Source organism: Denitrobaculum tricleocarpae (assembly GCF_007004665.1).
In the GTDB taxonomy this organism is placed as follows: Bacteria; Pseudomonadota; Alphaproteobacteria; order Kiloniellales; family Kiloniellaceae; genus Denitrobaculum; species Denitrobaculum tricleocarpae.
The window spans coordinates 556,818-577,443 of sequence record NZ_ML660053.1; the positions used below are offsets into that span (position 1 = coordinate 556,818).

General features: G+C 59.7%; 18 protein-coding genes. 10 read left to right on the forward strand and 8 right to left on the reverse strand.

Going from position 1 to position 20,626, the window contains the following annotated elements:
* The first annotated feature begins 47 nt into the window (after positions 1-47).
* Entirely contained in the window at positions 48-842 is a 795-nt protein-coding gene (locus FKG95_RS07420) for a class I SAM-dependent methyltransferase (RefSeq protein WP_179953965.1), read from the forward strand.
* Position 843: 1 nt separating this feature from the next.
* Here the strand turns inward: FKG95_RS07420 and FKG95_RS07425 are convergent, their stop codons facing one another.
* From FKG95_RS07425 to FKG95_RS07450, 6 genes are read right to left on the reverse strand one after another with little or no spacing between them, the layout of a single operon-like run.
* Positions 844-2,217 carry an aminotransferase class III-fold pyridoxal phosphate-dependent enzyme gene (locus FKG95_RS07425; protein WP_142895687.1) on the reverse strand — a complete coding sequence of 458 codons (1,374 nt, stop codon included), beginning with the start codon at positions 2,215-2,217 and terminating at the stop codon, positions 844-846.
* Positions 2,204-2,992 (reverse strand): carbon-nitrogen hydrolase family protein, encoded by a 789-nt coding sequence (locus tag FKG95_RS07430; RefSeq protein ID WP_142895688.1) that lies wholly within the window; start codon positions 2,990-2,992, stop codon positions 2,204-2,206. The genes FKG95_RS07425 and FKG95_RS07430 overlap by 14 nt, the downstream gene beginning before the upstream one ends.
* Before the next feature lie 27 nt (positions 2,993-3,019).
* Positions 3,020-4,054 (reverse strand): extracellular solute-binding protein, encoded by a 1,035-nt coding sequence (locus FKG95_RS07435; RefSeq protein WP_142895689.1) that lies wholly within the window; start codon positions 4,052-4,054, stop codon positions 3,020-3,022.
* A 30-nt stretch (positions 4,055-4,084) separates the two neighbouring features.
* On the reverse strand, positions 4,085-4,903 hold the full coding sequence (locus FKG95_RS07440) for an ABC transporter permease (protein WP_179953966.1): 819 nt from the start codon (positions 4,901-4,903) through the stop codon (positions 4,085-4,087).
* Positions 4,903-5,823, reverse strand: coding sequence for an ABC transporter permease (locus FKG95_RS07445; protein WP_142895691.1), 921 nt, complete (start codon positions 5,821-5,823; stop codon positions 4,903-4,905). Before FKG95_RS07445 ends, FKG95_RS07440 begins: the two co-directional genes overlap by 1 nt.
* The gene (locus FKG95_RS07450) at positions 5,823-6,908 is read right to left on the reverse strand and encodes an ABC transporter ATP-binding protein (protein WP_246116713.1); all 1,086 of its coding nucleotides are present in this window, start codon (positions 6,906-6,908) and stop codon (positions 5,823-5,825) included. The genes FKG95_RS07445 and FKG95_RS07450 overlap by 1 nt, the downstream gene beginning before the upstream one ends.
* 97 nt (positions 6,909-7,005) lie before the next feature.
* On the opposite strand from FKG95_RS07450, the gene FKG95_RS07455 reads away from it, so the two are divergent.
* The gene (locus tag FKG95_RS07455) at positions 7,006-7,797 is read left to right on the forward strand and encodes a helix-turn-helix transcriptional regulator (protein ID WP_142895692.1); all 792 of its coding nucleotides are present in this window, start codon (positions 7,006-7,008) and stop codon (positions 7,795-7,797) included.
* Here FKG95_RS07455 and FKG95_RS07460 read toward each other — a convergent pair.
* Positions 7,794-8,429 (reverse strand): GDSL-type esterase/lipase family protein, encoded by a 636-nt coding sequence (locus FKG95_RS07460; protein ID WP_142895693.1) that lies wholly within the window; start codon positions 8,427-8,429, stop codon positions 7,794-7,796. The two genes, FKG95_RS07455 and FKG95_RS07460, sit on opposite strands and share 4 nt — an antisense overlap.
* Before the next feature lie 9 nt (positions 8,430-8,438).
* The gene (locus FKG95_RS07465) at positions 8,439-10,067 is read right to left on the reverse strand and encodes an acyl-CoA synthetase (protein ID WP_142895694.1); all 1,629 of its coding nucleotides are present in this window, start codon (positions 10,065-10,067) and stop codon (positions 8,439-8,441) included.
* Between the two features lie 307 nt (positions 10,068-10,374).
* Here FKG95_RS07465 and FKG95_RS07470 point away from each other — a divergent pair, with 307 nt between their 5' ends.
* The 8 genes from FKG95_RS07470 to FKG95_RS07505 all read left to right on the forward strand — a co-directional run bounded on the left by FKG95_RS07470 (position 10,375) and on the right by FKG95_RS07505 (position 20,489).
* Positions 10,375-12,453, forward strand: coding sequence for a molybdopterin oxidoreductase family protein (locus FKG95_RS07470; RefSeq protein WP_179953967.1), 2,079 nt, complete (start codon positions 10,375-10,377; stop codon positions 12,451-12,453).
* A complete protein-coding gene (locus FKG95_RS07475) occupies positions 12,450-13,421 on the forward strand; it encodes a division plane positioning ATPase MipZ (RefSeq protein ID WP_142895696.1) in 972 nt (323 codons plus the stop codon). The genes FKG95_RS07470 and FKG95_RS07475 overlap by 4 nt, the downstream gene beginning before the upstream one ends.
* A gap of 126 nt (positions 13,422-13,547) precedes the next feature.
* On the forward strand, positions 13,548-14,321 hold the full coding sequence (locus FKG95_RS07480) for a vWA domain-containing protein (RefSeq protein ID WP_246116714.1): 774 nt from the start codon (positions 13,548-13,550) through the stop codon (positions 14,319-14,321).
* Positions 14,322-14,370: 49 nt separating this feature from the next.
* Positions 14,371-15,096: a DnaJ domain-containing protein gene (locus FKG95_RS30115; protein ID WP_142895697.1), complete on the forward strand. Its 726-nt coding sequence runs from the start codon at positions 14,371-14,373 to the stop codon at positions 15,094-15,096.
* 150 nt (positions 15,097-15,246) lie between these two features.
* The gene (gene galU / locus FKG95_RS07490) at positions 15,247-16,125 is read left to right on the forward strand and encodes a UTP--glucose-1-phosphate uridylyltransferase GalU (RefSeq protein ID WP_142895698.1); all 879 of its coding nucleotides are present in this window, start codon (positions 15,247-15,249) and stop codon (positions 16,123-16,125) included.
* 55 nt (positions 16,126-16,180) lie between these two features.
* Positions 16,181-17,509 (forward strand): UDP-glucose dehydrogenase family protein, encoded by a 1,329-nt coding sequence (locus tag FKG95_RS07495; RefSeq protein WP_142895699.1) that lies wholly within the window; start codon positions 16,181-16,183, stop codon positions 17,507-17,509.
* Positions 17,510-17,512: 3 nt separating this feature from the next.
* Complete coding sequence (pgmG, locus tag FKG95_RS07500; protein WP_142895700.1) at positions 17,513-18,895, forward strand: phosphoglucomutase/phosphomannomutase PgmG; 1,383 nt, start codon at positions 17,513-17,515, stop codon at positions 18,893-18,895.
* A 202-nt stretch (positions 18,896-19,097) separates the two neighbouring features.
* Positions 19,098-20,489: a methyl-accepting chemotaxis protein gene (locus FKG95_RS07505; RefSeq protein ID WP_142895701.1), complete on the forward strand. Its 1,392-nt coding sequence runs from the start codon at positions 19,098-19,100 to the stop codon at positions 20,487-20,489.
* The last annotated feature ends 137 nt before the right edge of the window (positions 20,490-20,626 follow it).

Sequence of the window (20,626 nt, forward strand, 5' to 3'; positions counted from 1 at the left end):
CGGGGCATATTGGCTTAATATCGAGACGGTTGAATAGGGAGAGCTTGGTGGACGGTTTTTATGAAGATGCAGATTCGCTTTTCGTCGAGGCCTACGACGCCTTCTATCGTGCCGATCTGCCCCAGATTTCTGACGACACGAGTTTCTATGCGGGTCTTGCAGAGGAGACCGGCGGTCCGCTGCTCGAACTGGCCTGCGGCACTGGGCGCATTACCTTGCCGTTGGCAGAGGCAGGGTTGGAGATTGCCGGCGCGGACCTGTCCGAGGGCATGTTGAAGGTTGCCCGGACGAAGTCAGAGGCGCTTACCGAAGCAGCCCGGGCGCAGCTGAGACTGATCCATCAGGATATGACGGCCTTGAAGCTGGATGAGCGCTTCAAGCTGGCCTTGATTCCCTTCCGCTCATTCCAGCATCTTCTGACCCGCGAGCAGCAGTGGCAAGCACTGGAGGGGATCCGAAACCAGCTCATGCCCGGCGGGCGCTTAGCGCTGCATCTCTTCGACCCACGTTTCGATTTTCTGATTGACGAGGAGGTGCCGACACCAGGGCATTCCGGTGTTCATCCGGTGACTGGCCGGCAGTACATCGGCGAGATCTTGCGGACCTGTTTTGATCATCTGGCGCAGGTCCGCCGGGATGTCTGGCGCTATGCGGAGCTCGGAGAGGACGGCGAAGTACTGCGAGAGGCGACACGCGAAATGGCATTGCGCTGGACTTATCGCTGGGAGCTGCACTACCTGCTGAAACTCTGCGGGTTTGCAGTGGAGGCGGAGTACAGTGATTTCAACCGCACGCCGCCGGCCTATGGCAAAGAACTGATTGTCGTTGCCCGCCGCACCTGAATTAACGCACTTCCCGCGTGACCTCCGCGATGCTCTCGCGCAGGATCACTCCGATGCGGGCAATTTCCTCTTCCGTCAGGATAAGGGTCGGCGAGAGGATGGCGATGTTGCCCAGCGGGCGGGCGATGAGGCCGCGCTTCTGGGCCGCCTGAGCGATGCGCAGACCGACCTGATGTTCATCGGAGAAGACCTCTTTGGTTTCTTTGTCTTTGACGAATTCGATGCCCATCATGAAATGGCTGCCGCGCACCTCGCCGACGATGTCCATGTCCTCCAGAGCGCGCAGGCTGTTCTCGAAGACCTTACCGGTGGTTTGGACCTGTTGGGGCAGGCCTTCGCTCTCCATGATACCGATGTTGGCCAGGCCCGCCGCGGCAGCCGCCGGATGTCCGGAGTAGGTCATGCCATGGAGGAACATCCCGCCTGGTCTGGAGATCACGTCGTAAATCTCGTCCGAGACGATAGTGGCTGCCAGCGGTTGATAGCCGGAGGTCAGGCCTTTGGCCGTATTGATGATGTCAGGTTGCGTCCCGAAGACATCTTCGGAGGCGAACATATGCCCGAGCCGTCCGAAAGCCGTGACCACCTCGTCGGCGACAAACTTGATCTCGTTCTGGGCACAGATATCCGCCATGCGTTTGTGATAACCCTCAGGCGGCACGATCACGCCACCGGCGCCCATAACAGGCTCGGCGACAAAACAGGCGATGTTCTCGGCACCCAGGCTTTCGATGGCCTCGCGCAAGTCGTCCAATAGGAAATCTAGAAACTCCGCCTCCGTCATATCGCCGGCTTCGCGATAGGCATTTGGGCATTTGAGGTGGTGGACCAGACCCTCGGCGGCCGTGTCCCAGCCTTCGCTGTAGAGTGGGGTGGTCATGGCCATGGCGAGGTGGGTCGAGCCGTGATATGCGCCGATGCGAGAGAGGATTTTCTTTTTTTTCGGGCGGCCAAGCCGGTTGTTGTAGTGGTGCAGCATCCTTACCGCCGTGTCGTTGGCGACCGAGCCCGAGTTACTGAAATAGACGCTGTTCAGGTGTCCGGGCGCGAGGCTGGCAATCTTCTCGGACAGCATCGCGGCGGCAGGATGGGTGAAGTTGTAGAAGGTCGAATAATAATCGAGCTGCTGAAGCTGTGCGGTGACCGCGTCGATGATCTCCTGGCGCCCATGCCCGACGTTCACGCACCAGAGGCCGCCGATGCCATCGATCAGCTCATTGCCCTCGCTGTCGTAGACGTAAGCACCCTTGCCGCGCACGATTGCGGTGCGCGCGCTATCCTGTTTCAAGGCATCGAGATTGGCGAAGGATTGAATCAGGTGCGCATCCTTGGTCAGGATCTCGTCGGTCGTGAGGGTTGGATTAAAGTTGGTCATGCGTCCCTGAAGCCTCCCTGAAGTCTTTCAATTGTGCGCTGACGCGCAGGGGATCGATGTCGGAGTTGTCATTTAGATCCGTGATGAGGAGCGTCTCGCTATGGCCCGCGCTGGCAAGGTCATTTCCGTCCGGACCGACCAAAAGGGACCTGCCGCCGAAGCTCAATTCCCCGTCCTGGCCGCAGTAGTTGGCGTAGGCAATGGTCATATTGGTTTCGAGCGCCCGCGCGGGCAACAAGATGTCCTGGACATGTTCGAAGCCTGAAGGATTGGCTGTGGGCACCAGCAGAAGCTCCGCGCCGAGTTCTCTTAAGGCCCGGCAGTGCTGGGCGAATTCGACGTCATAGCAGATCAGCAAACCGCCACGAACGCCGCCCAGCTGGAAAAGCACGTAATCGCTCCCCGGCACAAATACCGATCGCTCCATCTCGCCGTAGAGCTGGAGCTTTCGATAGTGTGCCAGACGTTGCCCACGGGCATCGAAGACGCTGGCACTGTTGTAAAGATGCTTGCCCTCCCGCTCAGCCCAGCCGATGGTCAGACCGCAGTTGGCGGACTTCGCCAATGCCGACAGCCGTGCCGCCCAAGGCCCGCCTTGCGGCTGGGCCAGGGAGGCATGCAACTGAGGCTGATTGTAACCAGGCAGAAAAAGCTCCGGAAACACCACCATGTCAGCCCCGGCTGCTGCAGAGACCAGAAGCTTGCCCTCGATTGCGGTGAAGGCTGCGTCCGGATCTCCGGCGGGAGAGGGACCCTGATAGAGTGCGAGTTTCATTTGCGGTTTCCGCCTGGTATGTGCCCGTTACTTCTTCAGGTTCGTCCAGATGGCGTCGTAGAGCACCTGGACGTCCTGTGGGCAGGCCTGCACGAAATGCCCCACCGGCCCTGACGGCGGGTTGGACTCCGGTGAGTTTTTCACGGCTTCATCGAGGAAAGGTTCCGTCCCCGCGACCCCTGCGGTGTACTGCGCATAGTTCGTGACCGCGGCCGCGTTTTCAGGCTCGAGCAGGAAGTTCATAAACTTCAGCGCGTTCTCGCGATTGGGCGCATCCTTCAAGAGAACCACATTGTCCATCCAGACGATGTAACCCTCCTTGGGATAGGCGTATTCGATGTTGGCGCCTTCATTGCGCGCCTTGGCCGAAAAGCCGCTCCAGATCATCCCGACATGGGCATCGCCGCTGACCAGCACGTCCTTTGCCGTGTCAGACCCGAAGGAAGCCCAGTGTGTTTTTGCATCCTGCACAAGCTTGTTCAGCTCTTTGAGCTGCTCGCGGTCGGAGCTGCATTGCGGAATGCCCATGTGGATGGAGGCCATGGTCAGGAGTTCACCCTGAGTGTCCAGCACGTTGATCTTGCCGCTGAGTTCGGCAGGTGGATCGAAGAGGATGCTGGTGGTGTTGATGTCGCCCTTGAACCTATCGCGGTTGACCGAGAAGCTGGTCGAACCCCACTGATAGGGGATGGAGCTCTTGCGGCCAGGGTCGAAACTGACGTCCAGCCATTGCGGCTGAATGTTGGAAAAGTTGCTCAGCTCGTTGGGTTCGAAGGTATCGAGCAGGCCTTCGCCGGCCATGATTTCGACCATGTAGTCGCCGGGGACCGCCACATCGTAGCTGCCCATCTTCCCCGCCTTCAAAGCGGCCAGCATGGCTTCGTTGGAATCGTAGGTGTCCATGGTCACCTCGACGTCATACTCCTGGGCGAACTTATCCAGAAGCTCCTGCGGGATATACTCGAACCAGTGATAGATCGAGAGTTTGCCTTCGGCCTGCGCCATGCTCGAAAAGCCCATGAGGGCTATGGCTGCGACGCTGTATTTCAATAGCTGTTTCATGATGCGCTCCACTGTTGCTTGGGTTTCTTGTTAGCTTTTCTTTTCTCGATTTTGCCCCATCCGGCTGGCCAGATAGGAGAGGGTGACAAATCCCACGGAGACCAGCAGCAGCAGGGTGGAAATTGCCATGATATTGGGCTTGATGCCCTGTTTGACCGATCCGAAGATGGCTGTCGGAAGTGTCTCGATCCCGGCGCCCTTGACGAAGTTGGTGATCAGAAAGTCGTCGAGCGAAATGATGAACGCCAGCAGAAAACCGGAGAAGATCCCCGGCATCATCAGTGGCAGCAGGACCAGCCGGAAGGCCTGTGCCGGGGTCGCGTAAAGATCCATCGCCGCCTGCTCGTAGGTATCCTCGATCGATTGCATGCGTGCTGCGATCGGCAGGTAAGCGAAAGGGATGCAGAAAACGATGTGGGCGACCAGAATGGTCGCGTAGCCGGTGGTGAAGCCGATGGCCGAGAAAAAGACCAGGCTGGCGACCGCGGTCACGATCTCCGGCACCATCAATGGCAGATTGATCAGGGCGAAGCTCGCGGTCCGGCCCTTGAGATGACGGGCCCGCATCATCGCGACCGCCGCGGAAACGGCGATGATTGTTGCGCAGCTCGCCGCCATCACTGCAATGGTCAGGGAGTTCAGCGCGGCCTGTTTGAATTTCGGGGCGTCCACGCCGAAGAAGACATCTTCGTACCAGCGCAGGGAGAAGCCGCCCCAGAGGGTGATCGAGGTGCTGTCGTTGAAGGAGTAGACCATCACCACCACCAGCGGCGCGTAGAGCACGAGCAGGCACAGCAGGGTCAGCTGCAGGAAGCCGGGAAAGCGGCGCATGTCGGTGACCTTGGACATCAGCGTGCCTCCCGCCGGGTCTGGCTGCGGGCGTAGAAGATCAGCACTGTCATGACGATGCTGAGCAGGATCATGGAGGCCGCGGCGCCGAAGGGCCAGTTGCCGGCATTGCCTTTGAACTGTTCCTCAATCAGTGAGCCGATCATGAAGGTCTTGGCGCCCCCCAGAAGATCGGGCGCCAGGAAGGCTCCAAGGCTGGGGACGAAGACCAGGATCGAGCCTGCAATGATGCCCGGTTTAACCGCTGGCAGGATGATGAGCCGCAGCGTGGTCCAGCGCCCGGCGTAAAGATCGGCGGCTGCTTCCGACAGCGCGAAGTTATAGCGTTCGGCGCTGGCATAGATCGGCAGAACCATAAAGGGCAGGTAGGAATAGAAGAGGCCTAATTGCACTGCGATGTTGGTGTTAACCAGTTGCAGCGGCTCGCCGATCGCGCCCAGCCAGATCAGAAACTCGTTCATCGGGCCGGTATCGCGGATGAGGAACTTCATGGAGACGGTACGGATCAGCAGGTTCACCCAGTAGGGGATCGTGATCAGCAGCAGCCAGACGGTGCGGTGGCGCGGCACGCGCGTCGCGATGAACCAGGCCGTGGGAAATCCGATGATCAGGCAGAAGAGCGTGGCCAGCCCAGCCTGCCAGAGCGAGCGCCAGAAGATGTTGATGTAGGTCCATTCGATCTGCGGCGGCTCGTCACCGAAAAGACCCCTGTTGAAGAAAAACTGATCGTAAGCCGCGAGGGAAAATTCCCAGATCACACCGCCGCGGAACTCCTTGGTCAGGAAGGAATAGATCAGCATCATGCCGACCGGCAGCAGCAGAAAGAGTCCGATGACGAGCCAGCTGGGCAGGATCAGCAACCCCGCGCGCCCCTTGTAAATGCCTGCGCTTTCGGAGGCGTTTGCGATCCCGCCTGCCATCAGTCGGCAAGCAGGCGCGCCGCGCCGGCCTCCAGAGCGATCCCCACTTCCGATCCGATGGCGGGGATGGCAACCGCGTCCGAGTTCTGGACCCGCAGGGTGAGCACTTCGTCGTCCTCCAGCCGCACCATGACCTGCATATCCGTGCCCAGATAGACATGGTTTTCGACCCGCCCGCTCAGCAGCGCGTCCGTCGGGGCGGTGAGGGTCATCCGTTCCGGCCGCACCGAGAGATGTCCCGGACCTGGATCGACCACGGCAGCGGCGGGGCAGGTAATCTCCCGCCCGCCGGGCAGAACACAGAGCGCCTGGTCGCCTGTGACCGAGGTGACCGTGACGTCCAGCAGATTGGTCTCGCCGATGAAGTCGGCGACGAAACGGTTGCGCGGCGCCTCGTAGACGTCGCGGGGCGTTCCGACCTGCTGGACCTCGCCCGCCGACATGACGGCAATGCGGTCCGACATGGTCAGGGCTTCCTCCTGATCATGGGTGACGAAGATGAAGGTGATACCGGTTTCCTTTTGGATCTGCTTCAGCTCGACCCGCACGGCCTGTCTGAGCTTCAGATCCAGGGCGGAGAGCGGCTCGTCCAGCAGCAGCAGTTTCGGTTTCGGTGCCAGGGCCCGGGCCAGGGCGACCCTCTGCTGTTGGCCACCGGAGAGTTGGTTGGGATAGCGCGCCGCAAAGCTGGAGAGCTGCACCAGCTCAAGGACCTCGGCGCAGCGGGCCTGAGCTTCGTCTTTGGGTTTACGCAGGCGCTGCAAGCCGAAGAGCACATTCTGCGCGACCGTCATATGGGGAAAGAGCGCGTATTGCTGGAAGACCGTATTCACGGGCCGCTGATGTGGCGGCAGGCCCGCGATGTCCTCTCCGTACAGGCGGATGGCGCCGTCGGAAATCTCTTCAAAGCCCGCGATGCTGCGCAGCAAAGTGGTTTTGCCGCAACCCGAAGGGCCAAGCAGTGTGAAGAACTCGTTGTCACGAATGTCCAGCGAAACGCCTGAGAGCGCTGTGAAGGACCCGTAGTTCTTCGTGACCTTTTCAATATCGACCGCGATGGTCGCATCTTGGATTTTTTGCAGCAATGCCTCTGTTTATCTCTTTGCGAGATACCCCCTGATATTATAGATCAGTCTATATCTTCTTGTTTGGAGGGGTATATACCCCCAAAGAGGTATAGTGATGGAAAAGTTGCCGAATGCTGCTGAGGAGAGTCTCGGCACTGCGATCGCAGCTCTCAACGGCGAGCTTTTCGAATCAAAGCTCCACAGCTGGCTCAACCGCTGCCTTGAGATGGATAACACAACGATCCTGGTCTACTACCAGAACCGGCCGCCTTCGCCACTCTACCTTCAGGCCAAGGATCCCAGTGTGCATTCGGAGATGGAAACGGTCTATATCGGCGGCGCTTACCTCTTGGATCCCTTCCATGAGCTTCATGTCAAGAGAGCGCCGAAAGGGCTTTACCGGCTCAGGGACATCGCCCCGGATCAGTTCCACCGCAATCCTTACTACAGCAGCTACTACAGCTGCACGACCCTGATCGACGAGCTGGCTTTCGTGGCTTATCCGGGAAAAGGCGTGTCCCTGCATATCTGTCTGGGCCGCGATGCCACTTCGAACCGCAAGTTCTCGACCCGCGAAGTCGAGGTTGCGCAACGGATTGCGCCCATCGCTATCGGCCTGGCGGAGGTTCATTGGTCGGGCCTGAGTTCGACCGGCGATTTCCAGGACTCCGATGTCGCTCAGCGCCTGATAGACGCGGCGAAGGCCGAGCATGGGGTGTCCTTGAGCGGGCGCCAGGCGGCGGTCGCGCTTTTGATCCTGCGCGGCCATTCCTCCGCCTCCATCGGCCTGCGCCTGGGTATCAGTCCCCAGACCGTGAAGGTCTTCCGGAAGCAGCTCTACCGGAAATGCGAGATCTCGTCTCAGGCGGAGCTGTTCTCGCTGATGATGCCGCTGTTGCGGGGTTAACGGGCAGAAGTCCGCCATGGATGCCATACGTGCAGTTTTCCTGCGATCGCCTGATAGCCGGCGCCGTTGCTGTGCAGACCATCGTTTGCCTGAAGCCCGGCCATGTAGTCGGGATCGCTAGAGAGAGGCTGGAAGAGGTTGAGATAGGGCATCTGACGCGCTGCGCAGATCTTGGCGTAGTTCTCCGCCGCCTCCTCAATGTCCTGGTTCTTGAAATCGAAGTTCATTCCGCTGACCGCTGAATGAAAGGGCATCTTTGGCTCGAAAACCGGGAAGGGGCCGACGACAATTAAAGGCGCAAGTGCCGCCAGTTCTTCCACGAGTTGCGTGAAATCCGCCAGCGTGCGCCGTTGCGGCGTCCGGAAAGCGCCGGTGCCGATGCGGGCGAGGTCGTTCATGCCGGTGCCCAGGACGATCAGATCGCTTTTTGGGTCCTGGATCCGAGCCGCGCACTCCGCCTTGGCGCGGGCGCGGATTTCGCGCAGAGTCTGCCCGCGGACGCCGAGGTTGTAGGGGATAAAGGCGCGACCGGTCTGCCGCTCCAAAGCCGCGAGCCGTCCGGGCCAGCCCAGGCTGTTCTCATCGCCCTGACCCTCGACGGTCGAGGCGCCGACAAAACAGACTCGTTTCATGGTGCAGCCTCACGTTTCCAGGGCGCGCAGGGCTTTGCGGATGATCTTGCCTGTGGTGGTCATGGGCAGTTCCTCCACAAAGGCGACCTCGCGGGGGTATTCGTGGGCGGCGAGACGCACTTTGACAAAGGCCTGAATCTCCCGCGCCAGATCCTTGCTACCCTCGACATCCGGCTTTAGCACGACGAAGGCTTTGACCCGCTCCGTGCGCAGGGGATCGGGCACCCCGATAACCGCGGCCATGGCGATGGCCGGGTGCTTGATCAGACAGTCCTCGATCTCGCCCGGGCCGATGCGGTAGCCGCCGCTGGTGATCACATCGTCATCGCGCCCGACGAAATGGAAGTAGCCGTCTTGGTCCAACCTGCCCCGGTCGCCGGTGAGCAGCCAGTCGCCGGCGAACTTTTTCCCCGTGGCCTCCGGGTTGTTCCAATAGCGCAGAAACATGACCGGATCCGGACGCCGGATGCCGATATTGCCTTCTTCGCCGGCGGGCAGAGGCAGGCCTGCATCGTCGACTACGGCGACTTCGTGACCCGGAACAGCACGGCCCATGGCGCCGGGCTTGACCGGCATGAGGTTTGCGCAGTTGCCGACCACCAGATTGCACTCGGTCTGGCCGTAGAATTCGTTGATCGTGACGCCAAAGGCCTCGCGGCCCCAGGTCAGCAACTCCTCGCCCAGAGATTCGCCGCCGCTGCCAATCGAGCGCAGATCGAGATCCCAGCGCTCCTGCGGTTTTTCGACCCGGCGCATCATCTTGAGCGCGGTCGGCGGCATGAAGGCATTGCGGACCTTGAATTCGGCCATCAAAGCAAAGGCGGCTTCAGGCTCGAACTTGGCGAAGCGATGGGCCAGAACCGGCACACCGTGATGCCAGGCGGGCAAGAGCACATCGAGTAACCCGCCAATCCAGGCCCAGTCGGCCGGGGTCCAAAAAAGATCGTCTGCTTGCGGAAAGAACTCGTGGGGAAATTCGACGCCCGGGAGGTGCCCAAGCAATACCCGATGGGCATGGAGTGCGCCCTTGGGCGGACCGGTTGTGCCGGAGGTGTAGATGATGAGCGCGGGATCCTCCGCCAGTGTGTCCACCGGCGTGAAGTCCGGACTGGCCGGCTCGAGCAGGCCGTGAAAATCCAGAAGCGCGGAGGCTTCAGGACTATCGGGCGGGCTATCGATGCAGAGCACGTGGCGCAGGTCCGGCAGCCGGTTCCGAATCTCCGCAAGCCTGGCTGCCCCGGCGTTGTCAGTGACGACCGCTCTGGCACCTGAATCCGACAGACGGTATTCCAGGGCTTCTTCCCCGAACAGGCTGAAGAGCGGAATCGCGATCGCACCCATTTTGTATGCCGCGATATGGGTGATCGCGGTTTCGGGGGCCTGGGGCAGAAGGATGCCGATCCGGTCTTCGCGCTCCAAACCGAGCGATTTGAAGACGTTGGCCAGTTTGTTTGACAGCGCCTTCAGATCCCGAAAGCTGTAGCGCGCCGTACGCCCGTCGCTGGTCTTGTGGATCAGCGCGAGGCGGTCCGAATCGGCCCACTTATCACAGACATCGATCCCGATATTAAAGTGCTGGGGAATCGACCAATTCAGGTTTTTATAGACCTCGTCGTAGGAGTCTCCCGGCGTCAGCATCGTTTTTTTGTCCTCGTTCGTACACATTGTATCGCGCAGCAGTTTCCCGTCACTTGAATAGCTTAGGAGGCGTCCCTGATATTTCCCTGGAAAAAGCCGGTAACTCTTTGTTTCCTGTAATCGAACCTCGATTGAAGACCGCGCTGCCTGCGGTTAAAGTAAGCGCCGATTCAACTAGAGTCTGATCGTTTTTCACTAAACCGGCGAAAAATATCATCAGCCTCTGAGACATAGTGGTAGAGAGCGGCGCAAGATCTTGACTGCTTCGATCAGGAAGAGCCGCACTCCAGGGAGCAACCATTAGGTTATGCCGCTAGATAGCGCTGTGAAACCACCATTCGTGCAGTCGACCTGCCCGCATGACTGCCCGAGCACTTGTGCTCTCGAGGTCGAGCGGCTGTCCGAGGCGCGTATCGGCAAGGTTCGTGGTGCAAAGGCCAACAGCTACACCGCCGGTGTAATCTGCGCCAAGGTCGCGCGCTATTCCGAACGGGTTCATCATCCCGACCGTTTGAGCAAACCTTTGCGCCGGGTCGGCGAGAAGGGAGCCGGGCGGGAAGCCTTTGAAGAAATTTCCTGGGATCAGGCGCTGGACGAGGTTGCCGAGAACCTGCTTCAAGCGGAGCAGCGGCTCGGCGCAGAGACGGTCTGGCCCTATTTCTATGCCGGAACCATGGGGCTGGTGCAGCGTGACGGCATTGAACGTTTGCGCCATGCCAAGGGCTATTCGAGGCAATACTCGACGATCTGCCATACCCTTGCGGACGCCGGCTGGCTGGCCGGTCATGGCGTGAAGCGCGGCCTCGATCCCAGGGAGATGGCGCAATCCGACCTGATCGTGATCTGGGGCGGAAATCCGGTTTCAACCCAGGTCAATGTGATGACCCACGTGGCGAAGGCGCGCAAGACACGCGGCGCCAAGCTGGTGGTGATCGACCCTTACCGGACCGGCACGGCCGAACAGGCCGACCTTCATCTGGCCGTAAAGCCGGGAACCGACGGAGCCTTGGCGGCAGCAGCCGTCAACGTCATGTTGGCCGAGGGGCTGGCGGACAGAACGTATATGGAGCGCCAGTCCGATTGGGATGACGAGCTCGAGGCTCATTTCGCCCAGCGCACGCCGGAGTGGGCGTCCGAAATCACCGGCCTCTCAGTTGAGGAAATCGTCTCTTTCGCGCGGCTCTTCGGCGCGCACAAGAAATCCTTCATCCGCATTGGTTACGGGTTCTCGCGCTCGCGGAACGGAGCGGCCAATCTGCATGCCGCGACCTGCCTCTCGATCGTCACCGGGGCGTGGCAGTACGAGGGTGGCGGCGCGCTTTACTCGAACGGCGGGATCTTTCCAATCGATGCGACCCTGATTGAGGGGCTAGACGTTCTGGACCCTGATGTGCGGATTTTTGATCAGTCGCGCCTGGGCCCCGTCCTCTGCAACGATCCACGTGATCTGGGGGATGGCCCTCCCGTGACGGCACTCTTTATCCAGAACACCAATCCCATGGTGGTCTGTCCGGAAAGCCTGAAGGTCCGGCAGGGTTTTGAGCGCGACGATCTTTTCAGCTGTGTGCATGAACAGTTCATGACCGAGACTGCGGCCATGGCCGATGTCGTTCTGCCGGCGACGACTTTCCTGGAGCACGACGACATCTATAAGGGCGGCGGGCATACCCATCTGCAGATCGCCCGCCCCGTGATTGAACCTTTTGCTGAATGCCGCAGCAATCATCAGGTGATTTGCGCGCTGGCGAACCGCTTGGGTGCAGAGCATCCGGGTTTCGAAATGTCCGAGTGGGACCTGATCGACGCGACGCTGAGGGCCTCTGGTCTGCCCAGTGCGCAAAGTGTTTACGACGATCGATGGCTGGACTGCGCCCTGGATTTCGAGACGGCGCACTTCAGCGATGGCTTTGGCAACGACGACAAACGCTTCCATTTCAAACCCGACTGGTCCGCCATCGGCGTGGACCATGCCGATATGCCGCGCATGCCCGGGTTTATGGACTCCATTGACGCTGCGAAGAGCGACCGGCCGTTCCGGCTTGTCGCGGCGCCGGCGCGGACGTTCCTCAATACGACCTTTACGGAGACACCGGGCTCGTTGAAACGCGAGCAGCGGCCGACCGTCCTGATTCACCCCGAGGCATGCAAGCGCCTTGGGATCTCGGACGGCGATAAGGTGCGGATGGGCAATGAACTGGCGAGCATAACCCTACACGCAGAAACCTTCGATGGACTGCAGCACAACGTGGTGGTGGTGGAGAGCATCTGGCCCAACTCGGCGTTCGAGGACGGCATTGGTATTAACGCATTGGTGTCGGCCGATCCCGGTCCCCCGCGGGGAGGGGCTGTGTTCCATGACACCGCTGTTTGGATAGAGATCGTATGAAATATCGGCACGGCGGCCGACGGCCACACGTGGTGGTGATTGGCAATGAAAAAGGCGGCTCCGGCAAGTCCACTACGGCCATGCATCTCACGGTGTCTCTGCTGAAGCGTGATTTCCGGGTTGGAACGATTGATCTGGATGCACGTCAGGGCAGTTTTTCGCGCTACATCGAAAACCGGCTGTCTTACATCGAGGCGACCGGCTTGGAACTGCCCTGTCCGGAGCACCGCCGGATCTATAGCTCGACCCGCGACATCCAGGAGGTTGCGGAGCAGGAAGAGAAGCAGAGCCTGCAAACGGCTTGGGCCGCCCTGGACAACAATGATTTTATCGTGATCGATACGCCAGGCAGCGACAGCAGCCTCTCGCGGCTCGGGCATATCATGGCGGATACCCTGGTCACACCGCTCAATGACAGCTTTCTCGACATGGATATGCTTGGCCGGGTGGAGCTTGATGGTGAGGATTATTATCTTTCGCCCAGCGTTTACAGCCAAATGGTATGGGAGCAGCGCCAACAGCGCGCTATGGACCGGCTCCCGCCCATGGACTGGATCATCATGCGCAACCGCCTGTCTCACATCAATGCCCGGAACAAGAAGGATATCGGGCAGCTGCTGGAGCAGCTTTCGAAGCGCCTAAGGTTCCGGATCGCCCCGGGGTTCGGCGAGCGCGTGGTCTTTCGTGAGCTCTTTCCAAAGGGGCTGACGCTCCTGGATCTCGGCGATTCAAAAGGCGACGTGGCCATGAGCCTGAGCCTGAGCCACGTGGCCGCGCGCCAGGAATTGCGCCAGCTTCTCGAGGTTCTCAACCTGCCGGGACATGTCGATGAACAGGCAGGTGATGCCGCAGCCGCCGAGGGTGCCGCGGCGCAGCTCGATCAAACAGCCGTTTCCGCAGCTGACGGTATGAGGGCCGCTGCCGGTGCACAGCTGCGCGAGGAGGTTGAAGCCGCCAGCGAAGCTTGAGACACTGCTTTTTGTCCAGGCGGACCAAGGCGCCTGCCGGCGCGTGATCACATAGGGTAGAGGAATTATTGCCTCTGGATTCTGCGCAGGGTGAACCTACCTAAATAGTGTTAGGAACACCTGATTATGACAGCTGACAAGAAGACACCGAGCCGCTCCGGTGACCACCGGTCACCAGACATCAGAAAAGGCTCATCGGAGGTTGCCCAACCCCAGGGCGGCCGCTCATCAAGCTCGGATGTGGATGCCTTCCTGCGAAAAGTGGCGCAGGCGCCCGGAGCGGCGACCGGAGGGGCAAAGGGCCGACTGATCTTTGCCATGGACGCCACGGCGAGCCGCCAGCCAAGTTGGGACAAGGCCTGCCATATTCAGGGCGAGATGTTTCGGGAAACCAGCGCCCTTGGTGGCCTGGAAATCCAACTCGTGTTTTACCGCGGCTTTGGCGAATGCAAGGCATCGAGCTGGATCGCAAATTCCAATGAATTGCTGCGCCGAATGACCTCTGTCTCCTGTTATGCCGGGCACACGCAGATCGGCAAGGTCTTGAAACGTGCCATCGACGAAACCCGGAAAAAGAAGGTGGGTGCCCTGGTCTTTGTCGGAGATGCGGTTGAAGAAGACATTGATCATCTCGGACACCTTGCGGGAGAACTCGGTGTTCTGGGCGTTCCCTGCTTCATGTTCCATGAGGGCTTTGATCCAATTGCTGCCAATGCGTTTCAGCAGATCGCCCGGCTTTCCGGCGGAGCCTACTGTTCCTTCGATGCCTCCAGCGCAAAACAGTTGCGGGATTTGCTGGCTGCCGTGGCTGTCTATGCAGCCGGAGGACGCCGGGCGTTGGCAGACTATAGCCGCAAGGCAGGCGGATCCGTTCTTCAATTGACGCATCAAGTGAAGTGAACCTGACGTGATCGGTTATTTTTTCCTCGGTTTATGCGTGTTGGCTGGAATGCTGCTTCTCGCGAAATGGTACAGCATTGCCGATCCCAAGACTCTGGCGAAGACCGTGCCCCGGGTTGGTATCTTCCTGGTGGTGGCGGTGATTCTGCTGATTGTCTTTACGGGCCGTGCGTCCTTGCTGATTGCCCTCGCGCCGATCGCCCTGATGTTTCTCACCCGTTTTCGGGCCGCCAAGAATCGCTTCAAAGCCGCGTTGGGGCCGCAGCCCGGGCAGAGTTCCGAGGTCGTGACCCGCTATTTCCGGATGACCCTGGATCATGACAGCGGCGGATTGAGCGGCATGGTTCTGGAAGGAGTTTTCGCCGGGCAAACGCTGGATGATTTGACGCCCTCGGAATTGCTGAGCCTGTGGCAGGAGATCGTGGTCGATGCCCAATCGGCCTCGGTCCTGGAGAGCTATCTGCAGCGGCGGCTGGGGCCGGATTGGCAGGAAGACTTCGGCATGGGGGCCGGTGCTTCAGACGGAGAGGATCACAGCGGATGGGAGAGCAGCAGCAGTGGCGGCAGGGCCCGAAGTTCCGCAGAAGCGCCCCCCGGAGGCGCTATGAGTCCGCAGCAGGCCTACGAGATTCTTGGCTTGGAGCCCGGCGCTTCGACGCAGGAAATCCGTGAGGCCCACCGCCGCCTGCTGCAGAAGATCCATCCGGACCACGGCGGCTCTAACTTCCTGGCCGCGCAGATTAACCGGGCCAAAGATCTCCTCCTTAAAAATTAACAATTTCGGCCTTGTTGGGGCTTATCACCCGGCAATAGTCTGTCTCCAGCTGTTGTCACGTTATTAACGCTATGGCATTACAACGTTTCACAGTATTGCTACGGCTAATTTCGAGCCTCATTCTTCAATAATCCAAGGGTCTGTATTGCGATGAACGCTAGGGTGCGTAAGGCGATTTTCCCTGTCGGTGGGCTTGGGACGCGGTTTTTGCCGGCGACCAAGGCCATGCCGAAAGAAATGCTTCCGGTGGTCGATAAGCCATTGATTCAGTATGCGGTCGAAGAGGCGCGCGAGGCCGGTATTGAGGAGTTCATCTTCGTCACCGGACGCGGCAAGGCCTCGATCGAGGACCATTTCGATCGCAGCCAGGAGCTTGAGGATACGCTCTCCGGGCGGGGCAAGACAGAGGAACTGCAGCTGATCGCCGACCTGCTGGCGGCGCCCGGAAAGGTCTGCTACACGCGTCAACAAGAGCCTCTGGGCCTGGGACACGCGGTCTGGTGCGCGCGAAATCTGGTTGGCAACGAGCCCTTCGCGGTTCTGCTGGCCGATGACCTGGTGCAGGCGGATACGCCTTGCCTGAAGCAGATGGTCGAGGCTCATGCACCCATCGGTGGCAATCTGGTGGCCGTCATGGACGTGCCCAAGGAGCACACCAAGCGCTATGGTATCCTGGATGTGGTCGAGGACAATGGTTCGCTGGCGAAAGCCAAGGGTTTGGTGGAAAAGCCTGATCCTGAAGTTGCACCCTCGACGCTTTCCATCATTGGCCGTTATATCCTGCAGCCGGAGGTTTTTGACGAGCTGGAGCGGCAGGAGCGGGGCGCCGGCAACGAAATCCAGCTGACCGACGCTATGGCGCGGACCATCGACCGGATTCCGTTTCATGGTCTACGCTTTAGCGGCACGCGCTTTGATTGCGGCAGCAAGGCCGGCTTCCTGGAAGCGAACATCGCATTTGCACTGGCCCGCGAGGACCTGGGGAATGACATGGCGGACATTTTGCGGCGTTACGCGCCCGGAACCTGAGCACCGCGCCGGCCTCATACACTCAACTGACCGTTTTTAGCGGAGAGAATTCTTTATGCGTATTGCAATGATCGGTACCGGCTATGTTGGCCTGGTTTCCGGAGCCTGTTTTTCTGAATTTGGCACAGATGTCGTTTGTGTCGACAAGGATTCAAGCAAAATTGACCGGTTGCTGGCCGGTGAAATTCCGATCTTTGAGCCCGGCCTGGACAAGCTGGTCGCAAACAACGTCGCTGCGGGCCGCTTGTCCTTCACGACGGATCTGGCAACCGCCGTCAAAGGCGCCGACGCCGTTTTCATTGCGGTAGGAACGCCCTCGCGTGCCGGTGACGGTCAGGCGGATCTGACCTTTGTGCGCCAAGCGGCCAAAGAAGTGGCTGAAGTGATGGAAGGCTACACAGTGGTCGTCACCAAATCCACTGTGCCGGTCGGCACGGGACGCGAAGTCGCTGAGATCATTCGCGCGACCCGGCCCGATGCAGACTTCGACGTGGCTTCGAACCCCGAGTTTTTGCGTGAGGGTGCCGCGATCAACGACTTCATGCGGCCCGACCGTGTGGTGATCGGAACCCTGGAACCGCGCGCCCAGGAGGTTCTGCGTGAACTCTACCGGCCCCTCTATCTGATCGAGACGCCGATCATCTTTACCCAGCTTGAGACCTCCGAGCTGATCAAGTACTCAGCCAATGCCTTTCTGGCGGTCAAGATCACCTTTATCAATGAGATCGCCGATCTCTGCGAGAAGGTTGGCGCTGACGTGCACGACGTTGCGAAAGGCATCGGCCTTGATGGCCGGATCGGGCGTAAATTCCTGCACCCCGGTCCGGGGTACGGCGGCTCTTGCTTCCCCAAGGATACAACCGCCCTCGCGCACACCGCGCGGGAGAAGGGCTCTCCCGTCCGCATCGTGGAGACAGTCGTTGACATCAACGACAAGCGCAAAAAAGGCATGGCAGACAAGGTCATCGCCCACTGTGGCGGATCGCTCGAGGGCAAAAAGGTTGCTGTTTTGGGGCTGACCTTCAAACCCAACACCGACGATATGCGCGACGCGCCGAGTATCGACATCGTTCCGGCCCTGCGCGCTGCGGGTGCCGCAGTGAGCGTCTACGATCCGGAGGGCATTGAAGAGGCGAAAAAGGTGATCTCCGACGTGACCTGGTGCGAAAACGCTTACGACACCATGCCGGATGCGGATGTTCTGGTTATTATCACCGAGTGGAACGAATTCCGGGGACTCGATCTCGGCCGGGTCAAGTCCCTGATGAAGGCACCGTCGATGGTTGATCTACGCAATATCTACAATCCTGCCGAGATGGCCAATGCCGGCTTCGATTACGAGTCAGTGGGACGCCCCAGCGGCCTTGCGGAAGCTGGAGAGTAGGCGATGACGGGCTACAACTTCGATCGCACGATCCTGAGAGAATACGACATCCGCGGCGTGGTGGGCGAGACCTTATCAGCTGAAGACGCGCGGGCCATCGGACGCGCCTTCGGAACCATCGTGGCACGTAAGGGCGGCACGCGGGTCTGCGTCGGCTACGACGGGCGTCTCTCATCTCCGGAGCTGGAAGCGGCCCTGGTGGCGGGGCTTAGCGCGAGCGGTGTCACGGCCGTGCGTGTCGGCCGTGGCCCGACGCCCATGCTGTATTTCGCGACCTATGAGCTGGACGCCGACGGCGGCATTATGATCACGGGCTCGCACAACCCGTCGAACTACAACGGCTTCAAGATCATGCTTGGCAAGAAGTCGTTTTTTGGCGAGGAAATTCAGGCGATGAGCCGCCTGGCTGCTGCCGGAGATTTCGAGAGTGGCGCCGGGCAAGCCGAAGATCACCCGATCTTCGATGCCTATGTGAAGCGTCTTTTGAAAGACCTCGACATGGGGGATAAAGCCCTGTCGATAGCCTGGGACGCGGGCAACGGTGCCGCGGGCGAGGTCATGGCGGAGCTCTGCAAGAAGGTCCCGGGCCAGCACCGCCTGTTGAACGAAGTGATCGACGGCACCTTTCCTGCGCATCATCCTGATCCAACCGTGCCCGAAAACCTGGTGCAGCTTCAGGAGGCCGTTGCCGAGGGAAACTGCGATCTTGGCATCGCGTTTGATGGCGACGGCGACCGGATCGGCCTGATCGACGGGCAGGGCAGGATTCTCTGGGGCGATCAGATCATGCTGCTGCTGGCGCGCGACGTCCTGCGGGAATTGCCCGGCAGCACAATCATTGCCGACGTCAAAGCCAGTCAGGTTCTGTTCGACGAGGTTGCCCGCGCGGGTGGAAAGCCGGTCATGTGGAAAACCGGCCATTCCCTGATCAAGACCAAGATGATCGAGACCAACGCGCCTTTTGCCGGTGAGATGTCCGCGCATCTTTTCTTCGCTGATCGTTTCTACGGTTTTGACGATGCGCTCTATGCTGCTGTCCGCCTGCTGAACATCGTGAGTCGGTCGTCGGAGACACTTGCCGAATACCGTGATTCCCTGCCCCAGGTGGTCAACACGCCGGAAATCCGCTTCCCTTGCTCGGAAGACCGCAAAGTGCCGGTGATCTCGGAAGTCAAAAGCCGGTTGGCGGCCAATGGCGCCGATGTTAATGACATCGACGGTGTGCGGGTCCGAACCGAAGATGGCTGGTGGCTGCTTCGGGCGTCGAATACCCAGGATGTGCTGGTGGCCCGATGCGAAGCGAACGATGAAGCGGGGCTGTCACGCCTCAAACAGGCGGTCGCTACGCAAATCTCCGCGAGTGGACTGGACGTTCCCGACTTTTAATCTGCGCGAAACTTTGTGAAAATATGCCAGTTTTGGTTGAATTATGCCTGTGATGAATGCGTAAGGTTGTTTTTTAACGCTTGTTTATACGTCTACCAGTAGACTTCTGCCCTCCGTAATTTGGTTTTAGAGGCTGGTTGCCTTTTCACAGTGCCTGTGAAGAAGGGCGTCTCTAAATGCCTCAAGGCCTGGGTGGAATGTGATGGCGCATAGCAAACGTAGTTCAGCGGGTTTGGTCGACCGTTTCGCACAAGATGCCGGGAATCTGAGTATCGAAATTGTCGACATCGCCAGCAATGTCGAGGATGTGACTGCCAAAGTCGCCCGGCAGGTCGAGGCATTCAATGCACTCCTGCAATCGGCGGGCGCGGTCAATGAAAGCAACCGGCGCATCGCGGAGACCGCGGAAAATGCAAAGAAGCTGAGCGCCGGTGCCGTCACCGAGACGGAGAGTTCGCGCAACCGAGTCGAGACCTCTCTTTCTGAGATTCGTGAGCTTGTCGATGCCGTTACGCGGATCGAAAGCCGCTTGAGCGCACTGCAGGAAGCCGTCACGCCCATTGCAACGATCGCTGCCGGTATTGAGGCGATTGCAAAACAAACCAACCTTCTGGCCTTGAATGCGACAATCGAAGCGGCCCGTGCCGGAGATGCCGGCAAGGGCTTCGCAGTCGTGGCCGGCGAGGTCAAGCTTCTGGCTCAGCAGACCAGCAATGCTACGGCGGAGATCCATGCCTCCGTTGGCGAGCTCACCCGTCAAGCAACGACCCTGGTGGAGCAGGGCGCAGCCGCGACGAAGCGGGCGGAATCGGTGCGGGAAGGAACCGAGTCCATTGGCGAAGTGATGTCTTCGGTGGGTGACGCCATGAACCGCATGGGCGAAGGCACGGCCGATATTGCATCGGGCGCGGCGGAGATCGAATCCCTCTGCGGCGGCTTCGTCAACACGCTTGGGGATATGGCGGTCGGGGTCGAGGAATCCGGAGCAACCCTCACAGAGGCCCGGGACCGGATCAATCGTCTGATCGATGTGACCGAGGGACTGATCAGCATTTCAGCAAGCGCTGAAGAGAATACCCTCGACCGGCCTTTTGTCGAGAAGGTTCAGGAAACCGCAGGCACCATCAGCCGTCTCTTCGAAGAGGCCGTCGATGCGGGAGAGATCAGTCTTGGCGATCTCATGGACCGGAGTTATCGGCCGATTGCCAATACCGACCCTGAACAATTGATGGCCAAGTTCACCGATCTTACGGACCGCTTGCTGCCCGGGATCCAGGAACCGCTGTTGGACTTCGATGAACGGGTCGTGTTCTGCGCAGCCATCGACGACAACGGTTATTTGCCAACTCATAATAAGAAGTTCGCGCAGCCCCAGAGCGATGATCCGGTCTGGAACGCTGCGCACTGCCGCAGCCGGCGGATTTTCGATGATCGCGTGGGCTTGCGGGCAGGGCGGAACACTGAGGCCTTTTTGCTTCAGACCTACCGCCGTGATATGGGGGGCGGGACCTTCGTGCTCATGAATGACGTCTCAGCCCCGATTACCGTGAAGGGCAGGCACTGGGGTGCTGTGCGCTTTGCCTACAAGGTATGATGATGTCTGACCGGGATGTCTGATTGAAGCGTAAAGACGTGGCTCAGAGACCTCGCAATCCGCAACATCCTATACCCACAGGCGTTGCGCAGGCATTTGCCATATTGCTGCGGCCTTTGGGCTGCCGAGCTCGAAAG

Bases quoted from the DNA above. Each gene is read 5' to 3' on its own strand.
- FKG95_RS07425 (WP_142895687.1), bottom strand. From the start codon at position 2,217: ATGACCAACTTTAATCCAACCCTCACGACCGACGAGATCCTGACCAAG.
- FKG95_RS07430 (WP_142895688.1), bottom strand. From the start codon at position 2,992: ATGAAACTCGCACTCTATCAGGGTCCCTCTCCCGCCGGAGATCCGGAC.
- FKG95_RS07435 (WP_142895689.1), bottom strand. From the start codon at position 4,054: ATGAAACAGCTATTGAAATACAGCGTCGCAGCCATAGCCCTCATGGGC.
- FKG95_RS07440 (WP_179953966.1), bottom strand. From the start codon at position 4,903: ATGTCCAAGGTCACCGACATGCGCCGCTTTCCCGGCTTCCTGCAGCTG.
- FKG95_RS07445 (WP_142895691.1), bottom strand. From the start codon at position 5,823: ATGGCAGGCGGGATCGCAAACGCCTCCGAAAGCGCAGGCATTTACAAG.
- FKG95_RS07455 (WP_142895692.1), top strand. From the start codon at position 7,006: ATGGAAAAGTTGCCGAATGCTGCTGAGGAGAGTCTCGGCACTGCGATC.
- FKG95_RS07460 (WP_142895693.1), bottom strand. From the start codon at position 8,429: ATGAAACGAGTCTGTTTTGTCGGCGCCTCGACCGTCGAGGGTCAGGGC.
- FKG95_RS07465 (WP_142895694.1), bottom strand. From the start codon at position 10,067: ATGCTGACGCCGGGAGACTCCTACGACGAGGTCTATAAAAACCTGAAT.
- FKG95_RS07470 (WP_179953967.1), top strand. From the start codon at position 10,375: ATGCCGCTAGATAGCGCTGTGAAACCACCATTCGTGCAGTCGACCTGC.
- FKG95_RS07475 (WP_142895696.1), top strand. From the start codon at position 12,450: ATGAAATATCGGCACGGCGGCCGACGGCCACACGTGGTGGTGATTGGC.
- FKG95_RS07480 (WP_246116714.1), top strand. From the start codon at position 13,548: ATGACAGCTGACAAGAAGACACCGAGCCGCTCCGGTGACCACCGGTCA.
- FKG95_RS30115 (WP_142895697.1), top strand. From the start codon at position 14,371: ATGCTGCTTCTCGCGAAATGGTACAGCATTGCCGATCCCAAGACTCTG.
- galU (WP_142895698.1), top strand. From the start codon at position 15,247: ATGAACGCTAGGGTGCGTAAGGCGATTTTCCCTGTCGGTGGGCTTGGG.
- FKG95_RS07495 (WP_142895699.1), top strand. From the start codon at position 16,181: ATGCGTATTGCAATGATCGGTACCGGCTATGTTGGCCTGGTTTCCGGA.
- pgmG (WP_142895700.1), top strand. From the start codon at position 17,513: ATGACGGGCTACAACTTCGATCGCACGATCCTGAGAGAATACGACATC.
- FKG95_RS07505 (WP_142895701.1), top strand. From the start codon at position 19,098: ATGGCGCATAGCAAACGTAGTTCAGCGGGTTTGGTCGACCGTTTCGCA.